At 64.3% G+C, this 19014-nt stretch carries 18 protein-coding genes and 1 pseudogene; 6 read left to right on the forward strand and 13 right to left on the reverse strand.

Features of this window, described 5'->3' with window-relative positions; translation table 11 throughout:
- Window positions 1-93: 93 nt before the first annotated feature.
- Together AB4Z51_RS36425 and AB4Z51_RS36430 are read left to right on the forward strand one after the other, a co-directional pair.
- Window positions 94-1596, forward strand: coding sequence for a metallophosphoesterase family protein (locus AB4Z51_RS36425; protein ID WP_441499017.1), 1503 nt, complete (start codon window positions 94-96; stop codon window positions 1594-1596).
- A 94-nt stretch (window positions 1597-1690) separates the two neighbouring features.
- A complete protein-coding gene (locus AB4Z51_RS36430; protein ID WP_441499018.1) occupies window positions 1691-2503 on the forward strand; it encodes a tetratricopeptide repeat protein in 813 nt (270 codons plus the stop codon).
- Between the two features lie 62 nt (window positions 2504-2565).
- Here AB4Z51_RS36430 and AB4Z51_RS36435 read toward each other — a convergent pair whose 3' ends face one another.
- From AB4Z51_RS36435 to AB4Z51_RS36480, 10 genes and pseudogenes are all read right to left on the reverse strand, one after another.
- Window positions 2566-3540 (reverse strand): type II secretion system F family protein, encoded by a 975-nt coding sequence (locus AB4Z51_RS36435; protein ID WP_063980966.1) that lies wholly within the window; start codon window positions 3538-3540, stop codon window positions 2566-2568.
- Window positions 3541-3549: 9 nt separating this feature from the next.
- Window positions 3550-4254 (reverse strand): annotated as a pseudogene (locus AB4Z51_RS36440) (type II secretion system F family protein); the annotation flags it as partial.
- Window positions 4255-4257: 3 nt separating this feature from the next.
- Window positions 4258-5721, reverse strand: a complete 1464-nt coding sequence (locus AB4Z51_RS36445) for a CpaF family protein (RefSeq protein ID WP_441499019.1) — start codon at window positions 5719-5721, stop codon at window positions 4258-4260.
- A gap of 21 nt (window positions 5722-5742) precedes the next feature.
- Complete coding sequence (locus AB4Z51_RS36450) at window positions 5743-7008, reverse strand: AAA family ATPase (RefSeq protein WP_063980969.1); 1266 nt, start codon at window positions 7006-7008, stop codon at window positions 5743-5745.
- Window positions 7005-7739 carry a CpaD family pilus assembly protein gene (locus AB4Z51_RS36455; RefSeq protein WP_085401884.1) on the reverse strand — a complete coding sequence of 245 codons (735 nt, stop codon included), beginning with the start codon at window positions 7737-7739 and terminating at the stop codon, window positions 7005-7007. The genes AB4Z51_RS36450 and AB4Z51_RS36455 overlap by 4 nt, the downstream gene beginning before the upstream one ends.
- A 20-nt stretch (window positions 7740-7759) precedes the next feature.
- Window positions 7760-9235 (reverse strand): type II and III secretion system protein family protein, encoded by a 1476-nt coding sequence (locus AB4Z51_RS36460; protein WP_441499020.1) that lies wholly within the window; start codon window positions 9233-9235, stop codon window positions 7760-7762.
- Window positions 9236-9246: 11 nt separating this feature from the next.
- Window positions 9247-10041, reverse strand: a complete 795-nt coding sequence (gene cpaB / locus AB4Z51_RS36465) for a Flp pilus assembly protein CpaB (RefSeq protein ID WP_063980971.1) — start codon at window positions 10039-10041, stop codon at window positions 9247-9249.
- Between the two features lie 126 nt (window positions 10042-10167).
- Window positions 10168-10692 carry an A24 family peptidase gene (locus AB4Z51_RS36470; RefSeq protein WP_441499021.1) on the reverse strand — a complete coding sequence of 175 codons (525 nt, stop codon included), beginning with the start codon at window positions 10690-10692 and terminating at the stop codon, window positions 10168-10170.
- 123 nt (window positions 10693-10815) lie between these two features.
- Complete coding sequence (locus AB4Z51_RS36475; protein ID WP_441499024.1) at window positions 10816-10956, reverse strand: hypothetical protein; 141 nt, start codon at window positions 10954-10956, stop codon at window positions 10816-10818.
- Window positions 10957-11032: 76 nt separating this feature from the next.
- Entirely contained in the window at window positions 11033-11197 is a 165-nt protein-coding gene (locus tag AB4Z51_RS36480; RefSeq protein ID WP_014498224.1) for a Flp family type IVb pilin, read from the reverse strand.
- 269 nt (window positions 11198-11466) lie between these two features.
- On the opposite strand from AB4Z51_RS36480, the gene AB4Z51_RS36485 reads away from it, so the two are divergent.
- Window positions 11467-12294, forward strand: coding sequence for a sterol desaturase family protein (locus AB4Z51_RS36485; protein ID WP_071916699.1), 828 nt, complete (start codon window positions 11467-11469; stop codon window positions 12292-12294).
- A gap of 157 nt (window positions 12295-12451) precedes the next feature.
- Complete coding sequence (locus AB4Z51_RS36490) at window positions 12452-12949, forward strand: pilus assembly protein N-terminal domain-containing protein (protein ID WP_063980973.1); 498 nt, start codon at window positions 12452-12454, stop codon at window positions 12947-12949.
- 190 nt (window positions 12950-13139) lie between these two features.
- Here the strand turns inward: AB4Z51_RS36490 and AB4Z51_RS36495 are convergent, their stop codons facing one another.
- From AB4Z51_RS36495 to AB4Z51_RS36505, 3 genes are all read right to left on the reverse strand, one after another.
- On the reverse strand, window positions 13140-13352 hold the full coding sequence (locus tag AB4Z51_RS36495) for a cold-shock protein (protein ID WP_028148374.1): 213 nt from the start codon (window positions 13350-13352) through the stop codon (window positions 13140-13142).
- Window positions 13353-13619: 267 nt separating this feature from the next.
- Complete coding sequence (gene infA / locus AB4Z51_RS36500) at window positions 13620-13907, reverse strand: translation initiation factor IF-1 (RefSeq protein WP_008131890.1); 288 nt, start codon at window positions 13905-13907, stop codon at window positions 13620-13622.
- A gap of 23 nt (window positions 13908-13930) precedes the next feature.
- Window positions 13931-15502, reverse strand: a complete 1572-nt coding sequence (locus tag AB4Z51_RS36505) for a DEAD/DEAH box helicase (protein ID WP_354119973.1) — start codon at window positions 15500-15502, stop codon at window positions 13931-13933.
- 507 nt (window positions 15503-16009) lie between these two features.
- On the opposite strand from AB4Z51_RS36505, the gene urtA reads away from it, so the two are divergent.
- Window positions 16010-17332, forward strand: coding sequence for an urea ABC transporter substrate-binding protein (gene urtA, locus AB4Z51_RS36510; RefSeq protein WP_441499022.1), 1323 nt, complete (start codon window positions 16010-16012; stop codon window positions 17330-17332).
- Between the two features lie 82 nt (window positions 17333-17414).
- On the forward strand, window positions 17415-19014 hold a 1600-nt coding region (gene urtB / locus AB4Z51_RS36515; protein WP_441499023.1), incomplete at its 3' end, for an urea ABC transporter permease subunit UrtB.

Consider the following 19014-nt stretch of genomic DNA (forward strand, 5'->3'; position numbering starts at 1 on the left):
GGCGGGCCGGCTTGATATCCGGCCAAACCTGTTCGTCGAAAGCATTGTTCTCATCGTTTGGGCGGCGCAGCATTCGCAAATGAGCGGCGCAAAATGGATAGAGCGTTCGTTATTGCGCAGATTTCCGACCTGCATCTGGACGGGTCAGGCCGGCTGCTGGCGACGACCGAGGCGCTCAGTGCCGCAATCCGTGAGGCGATGGCGGATTTCGCGGACGTTCCCGATCGCATTCTGCTGATTACGGGTGACCTCGTGGACGACCCGACGCCGCGCGCGCTGGACGAAGCGCTCGCCGTCATCGCGTCCTTCCGGCAGACCGGGCTGTTCACCGACATCCAGGCGGTCGCGGGCAATCACGACGTCAAGCGCCCGAGCAAGCGCGCAGGCCGCCACGACGTCTATGATTATTTGCATCTGCCGCGGAGCTCCAAGAGCGTCTATTACCGCCAGGCCGGCCTCGATCTGGTGCTGCTGGACTCCAACCGCGCGAGCCTCTCGACGCTCGCGAGCGGCAATATCGACGAGAGCGCCTACAGCGCGCTTGTCGCGGATTCCGCCCGGTTGAGCGTCGAGCTCGCGGGCAGCATGGGATCCGCGGGACGCGCCGACTATGCCGAGCCGGCGGAAAACCTGGTGCGCGTGCTGGCGTTGCATCATCATCCGCTGCCGCAGGCGACCGGCGAAGGAAAGCGGTTTCTCGGCGTGCCCGACGAACCGCTGATGTATCTCGCGGCGCCCGCAACTTTCCTCGAAGCGGCGACGTCGCTCAACGTCAATCTGGTCCTGCACGGACACCGGCATGTCGAGGGGCTCACCCGCTATTCGATTCCGGATCCGCGTGCCACGCGGAGCGAAAGCGGCGAAGCCTTCTGGCGTACGATCTACGTGCTCTCCTGTCCGTCCTCGACCGGGCAGGCCGGTGACGATGCCGGCTTCAACATCATTCATTTTGGCGCATCGTCCCAGGCCGGCCGCACGGAGCACCAGTTCGCGATCACGCGCTATTCGCGGCCGCGCAACGACGGCACCTTCGGGCTGCTCGACTCGAACCTGCCGGACGGCGTCATCAGGTTGCCGGCAGGACGGGATTTTTCGCGTGATCCCGCCGTCCAGTCGGCCATCGAGATCGCCTCATGTGCGATGCTGAAGCGTGATCAAGTCGCCGCACAGGCTCGCCGGCTCCTGATGCGCCGCGCTTTCTATGCCGACGGCGAGGTGGACTGGCCGAGCGCGCTCCACGCCTATCTCGTGACCTCATGGGCCTGGGCCGATATCGAGGGCAAGTTCGCGAGATCGGAGCGTAGAGATGACGCCGAGGCGCTGGCCGCGGTGAAGTTGTTGCTGCGCCGCTTGATCGAGCACTGCGCCGACGTGCTCGGCATTGACGATGTTCAGCTCGACGAGCTGCTTGCGAAGCGGCTGGTCAACCGCGACGACTTCCGGCGCGAATGGCCCGGGATGCCGAGCGCGGGCGTCGATGTTTCTCAGTCGCGGCGGCGGCTGCAATTGCTGCTGCACGACCTGAACGAGCCGGTGAGGGTGCTCGGTCTCGATCTGGCACTCGGTGGCGAGCCGCCGCCGCAGACACCGCCGTGAGGGGCAGCTAGGCTGACGTTAACCCGCCGTTAGGGTTAACAGTCTATTGCTGGCGCGTTCGGCTCGATCAATCGGCTCGTGAGTCAAAAGCGTCATGCGTCAACGGTTCAGTCTTGCCCGGCTTCTCGCGTCCACTTCGCTGGTGGCGGCAGTGGCCATGGGTCTCGGCGGCTGCACCGCCATGTCGAAACTCTCCGACGTCACGGGCTCTGTCGGGCCGCGGACGGAAGCCGCCCCCGCCGATCCCGCGCGCGCCGTCGACGTCTATGGCGAGCGCTACCGTGCCAATCCCAAGGACGCCGACGCGGCGCTCGGCTACGGCCAGGCCTTGCGCGCCAACGGCCAGCGCGCCCAGGCCGCCGCCGTGCTCGAGCAGGCGACCATCGCCAATCCCGGCAACAAGGCGCTGCTCGCGCAGTATGGCCGCGCGCTCGCCGACAACGGCAATTTTCAGCAGGCCTTCGACGTGCTGTCGAAGGCGCACTCGCCCGACAATCCGGACTGGCGCCTGCTCTCGGTGCAGGGCACCGCGCTCGATCAGATGGGCCGCCACGAGGAGGCGCGTTCCTATTATGCGAGCGCGCTGAGGATCGCGCCGGGCGATCCCGGCGTGCTCTCCAATCTCGGCCTGTCCTACATGTTGTCGAAGGACCTGCCGAAGGCCGAAGAGGCGTTGCGGCAGGCCTACGCCTCGCCGCGCGCCAGTACCCGGGTGCGGCAGAATCTCGGCCTCGTCATCGGTCTCCAGGGCCGTTTCGCCGAAGCCGAGACGATCGTGAAGGCCGACCTGCCGCCCGACCAGGCCGCGGCCAATGTCGCTTACCTCAAGGAAATGCTGAGCCGCAGCGACRCTCCGCGCGGTGCACCGAAGCGGACGCCGGTCGCCTCGCTCAGCCAGCCCGACTGATCAGAGCCTGATCTTGCAATCCTGAAGCTGGCGGCGGACCGAGCGCGGTCCGCGTCTCGACGTCAGTGCAGCTCGCTGATCTTGATGCCGGTCGGTCCGAGAATGACGACGAACAGCACCGGCAGGAAGAACAGGATCATCGGCACCGTCAACTTCGGCGGCAGCGCGGCGGCCTTCTTCTCGGCCTCGTTCATGCGCATGTCGCGGTTTTCCTGGGCCATGACGCGCAAGGAATGCCCGAGCGGGGTGCCGTAGCGCTCCGCCTGCTGAAGCGCGAGACACACCGACTTGACGCCCTCGAGCCCGGTGCGCCGCGCCAGGTTCTCATAGGCGACCTTGCGATCCTGCAAATAGGACAGCTCGGCCGTGGTCAGGGTGAACTCCTCGGACAGCGCGATCGACTGGCCAACGATTTCGGTAGCGACCTTCCGGAACGCCATTTCGACCGACATGCCGGATTCGATACAGATCAGGAGCAGGTCGAGCGCATCGGGGAAGGCGCGCTTGATCGATAGCTGGCGCTTGGAGATCGCATTCTTGAGGAACAGCATGGGCGCCTGAAGGCCGAGATAGGCCGCGCCGATGCAGATGCCGATCTTGATTGGCATCGACTGCTGCATATGCGCGATCAGGAACACGTAGATGATCGAGCCGACGAACAGCACGAGCGGAGCCACCATGCGGGCGAAGAGGAAGGTGATGTAGGGCGCCTGGCCGCGATAGCCCGCCATGATGAGCTTGTCGCGCGCGGCTTCCTGCGCGAGCCATTTGGTGAGGTTGAAGTCCTCGACGACCCGGGAGACGACTTGCTTCGGCGTTTGGCGCAGCGAGACCTTCTCGCTCTTGTTGAGGCGCTCGCGCTCGCGCTGGCGGATGCGCTCGCGCTCACTCGCCACCGCCTTCATGCGCTTGGCGAGGCCTTCGCCGGCGAAAAGCGGCATCACCAGCGTATAGACGGTGGCGCTGGCGGCGATGGCCGCCAGCAGCATGGTCATGAAGCGGACATCATGCAGTTTCGAAACGAGGAATTCGACCATACGGCACCGTTAGAAATCGAAATTGATCATCTTCTTCATCACCATGATGCCAATCGACATCCAGACGACGCAGCCGACCAGCATGAGCTGGCCGGTCGGATGGGTCCAAAGCAGCGAGATGTAGTGCGGAGTCGTGAGATAGACGAGGAACATCACGATCGGCGGCAGCGAGCCGATGATGCCGGCCGAGGCCTTGGCCTCCATCGACATCGCCTGGATCTTTTCCTTCATCTTCTTGCGGTCGCGCAGCACCTTGGAGAGGTTGCCGAGCGCTTCGGAGAGGTTGCCGCCAGATTTTTGCTGGATCGAGATGACGATGCCGAAGAAGTTGGCTTCCGGCAGCGGCATGCGCTCGTAGAGACGCGAGCAGGCCTCGCCGAGCGGCATGCCGATCGCCTGGGTCTCGATGATGGCCAGGAACTCGCTGCGCAGCGGCTCAGGCGAGTCGGCGGCGACGACCTTGATCGATTCGAACAGTGGCAGGCCCGCCTTGATGCCGCGAACGATCACGTCGACCGCATCGGGCAGCGCCGCCAGGAATTTGTTTTCGCGTCGCTTCTTCAGGAAGCCCAGCGCCCAGCGCGGCAGGCCGAAGCCGCCGGCAAAGGCAAGACCGGCGGCGCCAAGCAGGCCGCCGCCAACGAACATGGCGGCCGCGAACAGCACCCCCGCCACGACGGCGGACACGATCCAGAATTTCTGTGGCGTCCAGTCGGCTCATGTCTTCGGCGCGACTTCCGCCGCATCGAGCGCAGCGGCAAGGCGCTTCTCGTCGCCGTAATACCGCGCACGCTCCCAGAATTTCGGGCGGCCGATGCCGGTCGAGCGGTGCCGGCCGATGATCTTGYCGTTGGCGTCCTCGCCGACCATGTCGTAGAGGAAGATGTCCTGGGTGATGATGGTGTCGCCTTCCATGCCCATCACCTCGGTGATGTGCGTGATGCGGCGCGAGCCGTCGCGCAGGCGCGCGGCCTGGACGATGACGTCGATCGAAGCGCAGATCATCTCGCGGATGGTGCGCGAGGGCAGTGAGAAGCCGCCCATCGTGATCATGGATTCGCAGCGCGACAGTGCTTCGCGCGGATTGTTGGCGTGGAGCGTGCCCATCGAGCCGTCGTGGCCGGTGTTCATGGCCTGGAGCAGGTCGAACGCCTCGGGTCCGCGGACTTCGCCGACGATGATGCGTTCGGGGCGCATACGCAGGCAGTTGCGCACCAATTCGCGCATGGTGACCTGGCCTTCGCCCTCGATGTTGGGCGGACGGGTTTCCAGTCGCACCACGTGCGGCTGCTGGAGCTGGAGCTCGGCCGCGTCTTCGCAGGTGATGATGCGCTCGTCGTGCTCGATGTAGTTGGTCAGGCAGTTGAGCAGCGTGGTCTTGCCGGAGCCGGTGCCGCCGGAGATCAGCACGTTGCAGCGGACGCGGCCGATGATCTGGAGGATTTCCGCGCCCTCCGGCGAGATCGCGCCGAACCTGACCAGCTGATCCAGCGTCAGCTTGTCCTTCCTGAATTTTCGAATGGTGAGCGTGGGCCCGTCGATCGACAGCGGCGGCACGATGGCGTTGACGCGGGAGCCGTCGGCGAGGCGCGCGTCGCAGATCGGCGAGGATTCGTCGACGCGCCGGCCGACCTGGCTGACGATGCGCTGGCAGATGTTGAGGAGCTGCTGGTTGTCGCGGAAGCGGATGCCGGTGCGCTGGATCTTGCCGGCGACTTCGATGTAGACGGTGTCGGCGCCGTTGACCATGATGTCGGCGATGTCGTCGCGCGACAGCAGAGGCTCCAGCGGGCCGTAGCCGAGAACGTCGTTGCAGATATCGTCGAGCAGCTCTTCCTGCTCGGCGATCGACATCACGATATTCTTGATCGCGATGATCTCGTTGACGATGTCGCGGATTTCCTCGCGCGCGGACTCGGAGTCGAGCTTCGCGAGCTGGGCGAGGTCGATGGCCTCGATCAGCGCACCGAAGATCGTCGCCTTGACCTCGTAGTAATTGTCCGAGCGGCGGGATTCCATGGCCGGCGCYGGCCGGGCGGGGGCAAGCGGCGGCGAGGCGACGGCCGGCGGGGGCGGCGCGCGCGACACCGCGGGCGCCGGAGCCTGGGCAGGCTCTGGCGACACGGCGCCGGGCTTGGGAGCCCGAGTATCGGTGTCTGTTCCGCTACGCTTACCGAACACTTAACAACTCCATGCGGCGGCTTATTTTCCCCGCAACTTGTCAATCAGGGGTGAAAGCAAGGAAGACTTTTGCTTCTTCGTCTCGCTGCGGCCGGTCAGGCGCTGGGCGATCTGAAGGAACATTTCGATCGACTTGTGGTTGGCGGAGATCTCCGCGATCATCTGGCCGTTGTTGGCGGCCGAGCCGAAGATCTGCGGCTCGAACGGGATCGAGACGACCGGCTGGCTCTCGATCGCCTTGGCGAACTCGGCGGCCGCAATTTCGGGCCGTTTCGGGACGCCGACCTGGTTCAGGCAGTAGAGCGGGGGCCGATCGTTGGGCCGCGAGGCCTTCAGCAGATCGAACAGGTTCTTGGTGTTGCGCAGATTGGCGAGATCAGGCGCCGCCACGATCAGGATGTCGTCCGCCCCGATCAGGGCGCGCTTGGTCCAGCCCGACCATTGATGCGGAACGTCGAGCACGATGCAGGGCATGGTGGAGCGCAGCGTGTCGAACACGGCATCGAAGGCGTCGGTGCCGAAATCATAGACCCGGTCGAGCGTCGCCGGCGCCGCCAGCAGGCTGAGATGGTCGGTGCATTTCGACAGCAGGCGGTCGATGAAGGCGGTGTCGACGCGATCCGGCGAGAACACGGCATCCGCAATACCTTGCGGCGGGTCCTGGTTGTAGTCGAGCCCGGCGGTGCCGAAGGCGAGGTCGAGATCGGCGACGACCGAGTCCATTGCGAGGTCGCGCGCGATCGCCCAGGCGACGTTGTGGGAGATGGTGGACGCGCCGACGCCGCCCTTGGCGCCGACCACGGCAATGATGCGGCCGACCGCCTTGGCTTCGGGCGCCGAGAACAGGTTGCAGATCGAGCGCACGACGTCGATCGCGCCGACCGGCGCGAGCACGTAGTCGCTGACGCCGCGGCGCACCAGCTCGCGGTAGAGCGTGACGTCGTTGATGCGGCCGATCACGACCACGCGGGTGCCGGCGTCGCAGACCGTGGCGAGATGGTCGAGGCCGGTCAGAAGATCGTTGCGGCCGTCGCTCTCGAGCACGATCACGTTCGGCGTCGGCGCCGAGCGGTAGGCTTCGATCGCGGCCGCCATGCCGCCCATCTGGATCTTCAGATGGGCCTTGCCGAGACGACGGTCTTCGCCGGCCGACTGCACCGCGGCAGCGGTCTCGACGGTCTCGCAGAAAGCCTGGACCGACACGCGCGGTGAGGGAGCAATATGCTCCTCGACCGGCGTCGGCGCCTCGGACTGCTCTTGTTGAGTCTGGCGAGCGTAGCTGATCATTTGCCGGTGTCGCTGAGTTTGGCCTTTTCGGCCTCAGGATAGGTGGTCGCCGTCGTCGTTCCCTTGCGATACTTCTCGAAGGCCGTGGTGCGACGCGCCGTATAGGACGGCGTTTCAGGCCGCGGCTGCTCGAGGTCCGACGGATTGTCGATCATCGCCGCCATGTTGCGCTGATAGGCGCAGCCGTAATTGTAATAGTCCTTGTTCTCGAACCAGCTCTTGTTCTTCATCGAGGGGCCGATGTCGTCCGGCCACAGGCCACAGGGACCCGCGACCGCGGCGATCTTGGAATAGGTGAGCCGGATCGGCGGCAGGAAGCGCCTGTCTTCCGGCTGGTAGGGGCGAATGTTGACGCCGCGCGGCGGAACGCCCGCGCCCGCCAGCATCGCCTGGATCTCGCGCATCGTGTCCGCGACCGGACGCGCATTGGGCGTGCCGGACGGCACGTCGATGCGGATGGCGCCGGTGCCTTCGTGCAGCCAGGCCGAGGCGACGCCCATCACGTCGGCGCGCTGGGCGGCGGTCAATCCGCCGCGGGCGTGGCCGACGAAGACGACGATCGAGCGGTTCTGCTCCTCGATCGCGATCGGATGGCGCTGCTTGTAATCGTCGGGGATGGAGGCCGTGACCGCTTCGTTGTGCTGGCAGCCGCCGAGGGCGAGCGCCATGCCGACGAGCGCGCCACCGAAACGGATGGCGCGTTTGCGAATCTGGGGTGGTGCTGTGATCATCGTGAAATCCCCGTTCCGCCTCAGTCGGTAATGAAGCCGTAGGTGCCGCGGTAGTTCTTGGCCGGTTCGGTCCGGCCGGGCACGCCGTAGATGCGGTTGATATTGCCGAGCAGCTCGGCCTGCGGGTCTGCAGGCGCGGCGAAGCCGTCATCCGGCCGCGACAGGTCCTTTGGCGACGCGGCGCGAACGACATAAGGTGTCACGATCACCACCAGCTCGGTCGCGTTGTTGACGAAGTCACGGCTGCGGAACAGCGTACCGAGGATCGGGAGCTGCATCAGTCCCGGCAACCCGCTGACCGCCTGCTTGGTCTGCTGCTGGATCAGGCCGGCCATGGCCATCGCGCCGCCGGAGGGAATTTCGAGCGAGGTTTCGGCGCGGCGGGTCTTGATCGAGGGCACCGTCAGCGAGTTCACCGAGGTCGAGGTCACGGCCTGCGACAGCGTGATCGAATTTTCGTTCGACAGTTCCGAGACCTCGGTCATCACGCGCAGGCTGATCTTGCCCTCGCTCAGCACGATGGGGGTGAAGTTGAGCGAGATACCGAACTTCTTGAAGCTGATCTGGGTGGTACAGACATGCGTGGTGGGATCGCACGCATAGCCCGCCGGTACCGGGAATTCGCCGCCGGCGATGAAGGTCGCGGACTCACCGGAGATCGCGGTCAGGTTCGGCTCGGCCAGCGTCCGGATCACGCCGGCGCTCTCCATCGCGCGCAGGGTCGCCTGCACCGACGGCGTCGCGCCGAACTTCGTGGTCAGGGCGTTGCCGTCCACCAGATTCTTGCCGAGAGCCGTGAAGGGGTTGGAGTTGGTGAAGCTCACCACCGAGGTGCCGTAGTTCAGGTTCGCGGTGAGATCGATGCCAAGCTGCTTGATGATGGTGCGCGCGACTTCGGCGACGGTCACCTTCAGCATGACCTGGTCGCGGCCGCGGACCACGATCGAGTTCACCACCTTTTCGGCGCCGCCAGCGAGGCGCGCGGCGAGATCATTGGCCTGCTGCGCTTCCAGCGGGTTCGCCGCCGAGCCGGTCAGGACGACACCGTCGCCGAGGCCGTCGATCTGGATGTCGGAATTGGGCAGGACCTGCTTGAGCGCGGCGCGCAGGCCGTTGAGGTCGCGCTTGACCGCGATGTCATAGGCCGCGATCTGCTGGCCGGCGGAATCGAAGAACACGATGTTGGTCTGGCCGACCGAGGCGCCGATGATGTAGGCGCGCTGCGACGAGCGGACCACCGCATTGGCGATCTTGGGATCGGCGACGAGCACGTCCTTGATGTCGCGCGGCAGGTCGATCACGATCGACTTGCCGACGCCGAGCGAGAGGAAGCGTGCGTTCATCTGACCGTCGGCCGCGACCTGCGCCACGGGTCGGTAGTCGGCGGCGATCGCCGGGGTGAGGACCGGGTTGAGCGTCAGCGCGAAGGCGGCCGAAAACGACAGGGCGCGGACCATTGGGGCTCGCATCGTCGCCAAATCTGCCCTGCATTTCATATCGACAGTCCTCATCGTGCCTTCGCCGTCGCGCTTGGGATGCCGTAGCGAATGATCGAAACGCCATCGCGCTTCGCGGAATCATCGAGCGTGATCTCGCTCATCTTGACGTCGGCGATGCTGCGCAGCGCCAGCGACAGCGTGCCGCTCTGCCGGGCCGCGGAGAGCGTCGCCGTCTGCGCGGGATTGAGCTCGAGCGTGACGGTCTTGCCCACCACGGCGTTCTGGCCGTCCTTTTCCTTCGGCGCCTGGTCGATGGCCAGCACGCGGACGTTGGCCAGGATGATCTCGGACGTGACGATGTCCTGGGCGCCGGCGCCCTGGTCGGCGTTCTTGAGGCGGCGCGTCAGAAGCACGTCGACGCGGTCGTTGGGCAGGATGAAGCCGCCCGCGCCGGTCTCCGGCGAGATCTCGGTCGAGATCGCGCGCATGCCGGTCGGCAGGATCGCCGCCATGAAGCCGGAGCCCTCGGCCCTGACCAGCTTCTGGTCGCGGATCGGCTCACCCTGGATGAAGGGCGCGCGGGCGATCGAGCCGATGACCTGGGTTGCGCCCTCGGGGCGCTCGTTGCGGCGGATGAAGGTGGAGCTCGCGGTCGCAGCCGGCCAGGTCTGCCATTGCACGTCTTCCGGCTTCACGGTCTGGCCGAGGCCGATGTCGTTCTTGGCGACCAGGACGTCGACGGTCGGAAGCTGTGCGACCGGAGCCGCCGGTGGCGGCGCAGAGTCCGAGCCGCTCGCCAGGTACGCGGCGACACCGCCGGCGCAGATGGCGACCGTCAGGACGACAATGCGTGCCCTATTCATACGCTTCACTTTCCACAAAACGCCGCGACGCAGCCGCCGCCGTAATCGGCAGTTGACCAGCTATTCGTCAAAGCATGGTTAATGAGGCGTATCTAAATCGGCTTAACGCCGGCTTACCCGGTGTGTTCAGCGCAGTGCGAGGTGAGCGAGGTCGATCGCCTTCACCCATTCGGTCTCCGGATAGACCATCAGCGCGCCGAGCGTGAGCGCGATGCCGTAAGGAATGCCGCTCTCCTTGTCGTGCAGCCGTGCCAGCCAGGCCTGGCCCGCCAGCCCGTAAGGCAATGGCCATTGCCGGAACTGGAGCAGCAGCAGCGTCAGCGCTCCGCCGAACAGTGAGGCGTAGAGCAGGAAATCCATCAATTGGGCGAAGCCGAACCAGAGCGCGACCGAAGCCGCGACCTTGGCATCGCCGCCGCCCATCCAGCCCATCGCAAAGCAGCCGAWGGCCACGACGAGGAGCAGTGCGCCGGCGCCGACATGGCTCAGCATCTCGTAAGGTGCCATGCCACCGGCGAAGGCGAGCACGAAGAAGCCCGCGATCAGCGCCAGCGACACGCGGTTCGAGATGGTCATCGTGAAGAGATCGCTCGCGGCGGCGAAGGCCATCAGGGCCGGGAAGAGCAGAAGGCGCGCAATGTCGAGAATCATGGGCGGCGTCTTGAGCTTGGGTTCATCGCGGGATCGGGGTGTCGCCGCATGCTAGCCGGCAGTGCTAAACAAACCGACAACGGCGGCAGCGGCACTGCGAGCAGGGATCTGCCGGAGGCGCACTCACCAGATGCTGGCAATGCGCGCGGCGAGGACGGTCGTCGCGAGCAGCAGCGCAAGGCAAACCCAGTACGCCGGCGAAGAGGTCTCGACCGCCTCCGCCTCGCTCGCCGCAACTGCGGCTTTCGTTCTGTACTCGCGCAACGCCACTGGAACTCGCCGCATTCAGAAAAACAAAGGCCCCGGAAGTCCGGGGCTTTTGCCGTCGTTGGTCGGTCGCTTACTTCAGCGAGGAGCTGATCGAGCCGAACTTGGTGTTCAGCGAGCTGCCGAGGTTGTTGACGACGGTGATGATGGCCAGTGCGATGCCGGCGGCAATCAGGCCGTATTCGATGGCGGTGGCGCCGGATTCATCCTTCGCGAAACGCGCAATCAGGTTCTTCATGAACTAAACTCCGTCTGGGGTGTGATCGCCTCGTTCGGCGCTGTGCTTGACGCGATAAACATGAGATCCGAGCTCTTTCGGTAGAGTTAATTCGATCGGGCAAACCCGCTTCCAGCCCGATGCTTTTGCCCAGAGTGAATTTGGCCTTAAGGACGCAATCGAAATTCTTCCTGTTCCAAATGCGCCCCAAGCGCGCCGTGGACTTCACCCTCCCTTAAATTTCGGGGAGTAGGCCTAAGCGGGATCAGAAGTTTGGAAGAGAGGCGACGATGTCGAGCCTGCCCATGCAAGTTGCCTTGATGCTCGGCGAGACCATCCAGAAGATGGTCCCCGTCACCTTCGTGCTCGCGGCGGTCTTCACCGTGCTCGAGCATTTCTGGGCCTGCAATCCCGGCGCGCCGTGGTGGCGCAAGCGCGAGATCCTCACCGACATCTGCTACTGGTTCTTCGTTCCGGTGTTCGCCCGCACCATGCGGATCGGACTCCTGATCGTCGGTGCCGGTGCCGTCTTCAACATCCACGACGCCGACGACCTGATCGCCTTCTACGACAATGGCCATGGCCCGCTGGCGGCGTTGCCGCTGTGGGTACAGGCCATACTGTTCCTGGTGCTGTCTGACTTCATGCTGTACTGGCTGCACCGGCTGTTCCACGACGGCGGATTCTGGAAGTACCACGCCATCCATCATTCGTCGGAGGAGATCGGGTGGATTTCCGCGGCCCGCTTCCATCCCGTCAATCTCATGCTCGGGACGATCGGCGTCGACGTCGTGCTGCTGATGGCCGGCATCTCCCCGAACGTCATGATCTGGCTCGGTCCGTTCACCACCTTCCATTCGGCCTTCGTGCACGCCAACCTGAACTGGACCTTCGGGCCGTTCAAATATGTGCTGGCGACGCCGGTGTTCCACCGCTGGCACCACACCGCGCTCGAAGAGGGCGGTGACACCAATTTTGCCGGGACGTTTCCGATCTGGGACGTGCTGTTCGGCACCTTCCGCATGCCGGAGGGGAAACTGCCGCAGGACTACGGCAAGGACGAAGCGACCATGCCGAAGGAGATCGGGGGCCAGCTCGCCTATCCGTTCCGCCAGTAAGGGATCTTCTGAGGCAGCAAAGCGCCAGTCCGTTCAAACAATAGTCGGCGAGTTTGCGGAACGTTCACGAATTAAGGGCAGGTTAGCCGGGTCGGGCACCGGCTCCGCTGTGTATCGAATCGCTTCTGCCGGTTTGTGACGTCCCGGGGGTAAGAGTATGCGTAAAGAGTTGCTGCGCCGTCATGCGCGCGTTTGTCTCCTGGTTGCGGCTGCGGTGCTGGCATCGCCGGCCGCCAGCCTTGCCGAGGCGACCGCCGACACCATCGCCGTCAATGTCGACCAGGCCAAGCTGGTCCGGCTGCCCGGCAAGGTGGCGACCATCGTGGTCGGCAATCCCCTGATCGCCGACGTCACGCTCCAGCCCGGCGGCATGATCGTCGTGACCGGGAAGGGCTACGGTGCCACCAATTTCATCGCGCTCGACCGAGGCGGTGAGATCCTGGTCGACCGTCAGATCCAGGTCGAAGGTCCGAGCGACCGGCTCGTCACCGTCTATCGCGGGGTCGAGCGCGAGTCCTACAGCTGCATGCCGCTGTGTCAGCGCCGCGTGACGCTCGGCGACAGCGACAACTATTTCAACAACACGATGAGCCAGGCCGGTTCGTTGAGCAACAACGCCAGCGGCAACGCCGGCGCGGCCGCCAAAACGAACTAGCAAGACGAGCTCGCAAGACGAACTGGCAAGACCGACGCGTTGTCCAGCTGCGTCTACGACAGCGCGGATGCGGCCGGTACGACCTGCTGAGTCCATCCGCTCTTTCGGACATGAAAAAAGGCCGTGCGTTGCGCACGGCCTTTTCCTTTTGCTTGCTCGCTAGAGCCGTCCGGGCCAAAGGCCCGTGGGCTCAACCGGCGGCGCGAAGGTTGTCCGCTGCCGACTTGCCGGAACGACGGTCGGCCACGATCTCGTAAGAGACCTTCTGACCTTCACGCAGCGTGCCGAGACCGGCGCGCTCGACGGCGCTGATGTGTACGAAGACGTCCTGGCCGCCATCGTCGGGCTGGATGAAGCCAAAGCCCTTGGTCGCGTTAAACCACTTCACGGTTCCCATGCTCACGGGGTAGTTCCTTCTCAGATGTGCAGTGTCGAAGCCTACTTTCGCAGGCGGGTTAGATCGAGTTTCTGGAAGGGTCGTCAGCGTGTCTGAACCGGCTGTACCGGTGGATGCCAATGTCGTCCGGCCGAAAATCGATGAGTGATTTTATTGGAATTAAGGCACCAAAACAATCCTGACGTGCACGATTTTTTGATCCGCCGCGATCGACACGGCGGATCAGCATACAGGTCAGAATTTTACTTTCGCAGCCGAGATGCCGGAAGCGGATCAACGGCGGCGGAACTGGCCACCGCGCTGTCCGGGACGGGGAGGCCCGCCCACGCCACTCGGACGTTCGTCCTTGTGGCGGAAAATCAGCCGGCCCTTCTCGAGGTCGTAGGGCGACATTTCCACGGTCACGCGGTCACCCGCCAGCGTCTTGATGCGGTTTTTCTTCATCTTGCCGGCGGTGTAGGCGACGATCTCGTGCCCGGCGTCGAGCTGCACGCGGTAGCGCGCGTCGGGGAGGATTTCGGTGACCAGTCCTTCGAACTGGATCAGCTCTTCCTTAGCCATGAATTTCTCCAGGTCGTGGACGGCTAGTGCGAATAGGGTTTGCGGGTCGGTTGGCCCATCGGCCGACTCTCGCGGCGTAAAAAGGCCACGCCTTGTATCCCATCGGGCTTGCCGGCGCTATGCGCGGAACGCTGTTCCGGGCGCTCGGTTGGGGAAGAATGCGTCTTACCACCGGACCGTTGGCGGCGAGACCCCTTCGAGACCTTCTGGCTACCACCGGGACGTCCGTCAACATGCCTTCCGTCACCGTGCCGACCTTCGCCGGGCCTTCCGTCGCCATGCTTGCCGGCGCTATGGTGGCGTCCGTCGGCATGCCTTTCGTCGCTGCGTCGTCCGTCAGTGTGACGTCCCTCACCATGCCTTGCGCCTTGCGGGCGCTGGCCCGGGCGGCCCGGCCGGCCCTGTCGTTGCTGCGGCGGGGGCGGGCCCGCATCGCGGCGCCCGGCATCGGTGCGGTGATCCTCACGCGATAGCGTTACCTTGATCAGCCGCTCGATGTCGCGGAGATAGCTGAGTTCCTCGCCGCCGGCGACCAGCGAGATCGCGGTGCCTTCGGCACCGGCACGCGCGGTGCGCCCGATGCGGTGCACATAGGTCTCGGGCACGTTGGGCAGGTCGAAATTGATGACGTGGCTGATGCCGTCGACATCGATACCGCGGGCCGCGATGTCGGTGGCGACCAGGGTGCGGATTTCGCCGGAACGGAACTGGGCGAGCGTCCGCTCGCGATGGTTCTGTGACTTGTTGCCATGAATGGCGCTGGCGGCGATGCCAGCCTTCTCAAGTGTCTTCACAACCTTGTCGGCACCATGCTTGGTGCGGGTGAAGACCAGTGCGCGATTGACCGGCTCGTCCTTCAGGAGCTTGGTCAGGAAGGCGGGCTTGGCCGAGAAATCGACTTGGATGATGCGTTGGTTGATCCGCTCGGCGGTCGAGGACACCGGGGTGACCGCAACGCGGGCGGGGTCCCGCAGCATCGCGTCGGCGAGCTCGGCGATGTCCTTCGGCATGGTGGCCGAGAAGAACAGCGTCTGCCGCTTGATCGGCAGYTTGGCGACGATTTTGCGGATGTCGTTGATGAAGCCCATGTCGAGCATGCGGTCGGCCTCGTCGAGCACGAGGAATTCGACGCTTCCAAGCTTCAGTCCGTTGCTCTGCACGAGGTCGAGCAGCCGGCCGGGGGTCGCCACCAAAACCTCGAGGCCAGGCATCAGCGCTCGAACCTGGCGGCCCATCGGCACGCCGCCGATGGCGAGTGTCGAGGACAGCCGGATGTGGCGGCCGTAGGCGTTGAAACTGTCGAGGATCTGGCCGGACAGCTCGCGGGTGGGCGAGAGCACCAGCACGCGGCAGGTCTTGGGCTGCGGCTTGATCCGGTTCTCGAGCAGGCGGTGCAGGATCGGCAGCGCGAAGGACGCGGTCTTGCCGGTGCCGGTCTGGGCGATGCCGACGACGTCGCGGCCGGTCAGTGCCGTGGGAATCGTCTGGGCCTGGATGGGGGTGGGGGTGACGTAATTCTCTTCGGCGAGAGCACGCGCGATGGGTTCGGCAAGGCCGAAGTCCTGAAAGGAAGTCAAAAGATGGGTTCTTTCCATGTCGAAAGCGGGCGCCCAGCGCAATCAGCGGGGCACGCGCAATAAGGGTGTCGAATGGACACCTGCGTGTTTGGGGTGTCGGATGGCTTGATGGGATGGGGCAAGCCAGAGGCCCGGAAAGGGCTTAAGAACACGCGGCTCGCTACGACCCCTTGATTCGCAAGAGGTCTCGAACCTCCATATGGAACATTCAGGGGGCGGTTTCAAGGCAACGCGGCCTCAAACCGTGATTGCAGTGCAGAAATAGTTATGCCGGAAATTTAGACAGGTTTGCCGCTTTGCTTAAAAAATAACCTGTCTGCCGCATTGGCATACATTTTATTCGCCCAAGATTTGGGCAATCTGACTGCGGCGAAAGTTGGATTGCAGCAAAATTACCTAGTCTGACCAATAGGTTGTCATGTGCTCAGCCCATGGCATGGTTCTTGCGATTCCGTTAATCGCAGGCGGCCGTGGGGCCGTTTCGCAGCGTCTTTTTCACGTCTGCGTCAGGGAGATGATACATCCATGCTTAACAAATCCACTCACGATATAGCGGCGTCATTTAGCCGCCGTGGCGTTCTCGCCGCGACCGCCGGACTGATGCTCGGTCTGGCTTCATTGACCGGCGCAAAGGCCGCGGACGACACCATCAAGGTTGGCGTCCTTCATTCTCTCTCCGGCACCATGGCTATCAGCGAAACCACGCTGAAGGACACCATCCTCTTCCTCATCGACGAGCAGAACAAGAAGGGCGGCGTCAACGGCAAGAAGCTCGAAGCCGTCGTGGTCGACCCTGCCTCGAACTGGCCGCTGTTCGCCGAGAAGGCGCGCGAGCTGATCACCAAGGACAAGGTCGCGGTCGTGTTCGGCTGCTGGACCTCGGTGTCGCGCAAGTCCGTGCTCCCGGTCTTCAAGGAGCTGAACAGCATCCTGTTCTACCCSGTGCAGTACGAGGGCGAGGAGAGCGAGCGCAACGTGTTCTACACGGGTGCTGCGCCGAACCAGCAGGCGATCCCCGCCGTCGACTATCTGATGAAGGACGAGAAGGTGAAGCGCTGGGTGCTCGCGGGCACCGACTACGTCTATCCGCGCACCACCAACAAGATCCTGGAGGCCTACCTGAAGTCGAAGGGTGTCGCCCAGGAAGACATCATGATCAACTACACGCCGTTCGGTCATTCCGACTGGCAGACGATCGTGGCCGACATCAAGAAGTTCGGCTCGGCCGGCAAGAAGACCGCGGTGGTCTCGACCATCAACGGCGACGCCAACGTTCCCTTCTACAAGGAGCTCGGCAACCAGGGCATCAAGGCCAAGGACATCCCGGTGGTCGCGTTCTCGGTGGGTGAGGAAGAGCTCGCCGGCATCGACACCAAGCCGCTGCTCGGTCATCTCGCCGCCTGGAACTACTTCCAGTCGATCAAGTCGCCCGAGAACGAGAAGTTCATCAAGGCCTGGCAGACCTACACCAAGAACCCGAAGCGCGTGACCAACGATCCGATGGAAGCGCACGTCATCGGTTTCGACATGTGGGTCAAGGCGGTCGAGAAGGTGAAGTCGACCGATCCGGACAAGGTGATCGACGCGCTGCCCGGCATCGAAGCCAAGAACCTGACCGGCGGCACCTCCAAGATGCTTCCGAACCATCACATCACCAAGCCGGTGTTCATTGGCGAAATCAAAGCCAACGGCCAGTTCGACGTGGTGTGGAAGACCCCGGGTCTTGTCGCAGGCGACGCCTGGTCGAAGGAGCTCGATGGCTCCAAGGACCTGGTCGGCGACTGGGTCGGCAAGAAGTGCGGCAACTTCAATACCAAGACCAACAAGTGCCTCGGCTCGGGCTCCTGATCCCGATCTGTCGGTTCATTGCACGACGGGAGGAGGCGGCTATTCCGCCGCCTTCTCCCCACTTCTGCCGGGGTGATTCAAAGTGCCAACCAATTTGTCCGCTCGTCTCTGTACCTTTGTCCTCTCGTTGTTCCTGATCGCGTTCGCACTGCCGGCCTTTGCCGGTCCGTTCGAGGATGCGGTCGCCAAATTCGCCAATGACGATTACTCCGATACGGAAGAGGCGATCGGCGTGGTCGCGAGCAGCGGCAACAAGCTGGCTTTCCCCATCATCAGCGCGCTCCAGGACGGCCGTCTCATGGCCGATCCTGATAGCAAGAAGGTTTACGTCACCGGTGCCGACGGCAAGTCGATCGATGCTGCGACCGGCGAGCCCGTCGCCAGCGTTCCCGACAGCGCCAGCGCGGTGCGCCTCAACAACCGCCTGCGCCGCAGCGTCGACGCTGCGATCGGCAGCCTGACGCTCCAGTCTCCGGATGTCGGAACGCGCCTGCAGGCTGCGCAATCCGTCTTCAAGTCGCATGAGGAAACCGCGCTCGAGCCGGTCGATGCCGCGCTCGCCAAGGAAACCAACAAATCGATCAAGGCCACGCTCGGCGACGCCCGCGCGGCGATCTTGCTGTTCAAGTCGGATGCCACCGAGGTCGAGAAACTCGAGGCGGTCGGCACCCTCAAGGCGCGTGGCGACCAGGAGGCCTTGGCGCTGCTGACCGGGATGGGCGACCAGCCGGCCTCGGTGACCAAGGCCGCGGCCAGCGCAATCAGCTCGATCCAGTCTTCGCTCGCGGTCTGGTCCACGGTGCAGAATGCCTGGTACGGTCTCTCGCTCGGCTCGGTGCTATTGCTCGCGGCGATTGGCCTTGCCATCACCTTCGGCGTGATGGGCGTCATCAACATGGCGCATGGTGAGATGGTGATGATCGGCGCCTACACCACCTTCGTGGTGCAGGAGGTGATCCGCACCCGTTATCCCGCTTTGTTCGACTCTTCGCTGCTGATCGCCGTGCCGCTCGCTTTCCTCGTCGCCGGCGCGCTCGGTGTCGTGATCGAGCGCAGCATCATCCGCTTCCTCTACGGCCGGCCGCTGGAGACGCTGCTTGCGACCTGGGGCCTGTCGCTGGTGCTGCAGCAGGCGGTGCGCACCATGTTCGGCCCGACCAACCGCGAGGTCGGCAATCCCTCCTGGATGAGCGGCGCGTTCGAGCTCGGCCAGATCACCATCACCTATAACCGGCTCTGGATCCTCGTCTTCACGCTCGCGGTGTTCGCGATCCTGCTTGCCATGCTGCGCTACACCGCGCTTGGCCTCGAGATGCGCGCGGTCACGCAGAACCGGCGCATGGCGGCCTCGATGGGCATCGCCACCTCGCGCGTCGACGCACTGACCTTCGGGCTCGGCTCGGGCATTGCCGGCATCGCCGGCGTGGCGTTGTCGCAGATCGACAATGTCAGCCCCAATCTCGGCCAGAGCTACATCATCGACAGCTTCATGGTCGTGGTGTTCGGCGGCGTCGGCAATCTCTGGGGCACGCTGGTCGGCGCCTTCACGCTCGGCATCGCCAACAAGTTCCTGGAGCCGGTCGCCGGCGCCGTGCTCGGCAAGATCGCCATCCTCGTTCTCATCATCCTGTTCATTCAAAAGCGGCCGCGCGGCCTGTTCGCGCTCAAGGGCCGTGCGGTGG

It is taken from the genome of Bradyrhizobium sp. 2TAF36, from assembly GCF_052114925.1.
Taxonomy (GTDB): domain Bacteria; phylum Pseudomonadota; class Alphaproteobacteria; order Rhizobiales; family Xanthobacteraceae; genus Bradyrhizobium; species Bradyrhizobium barranii.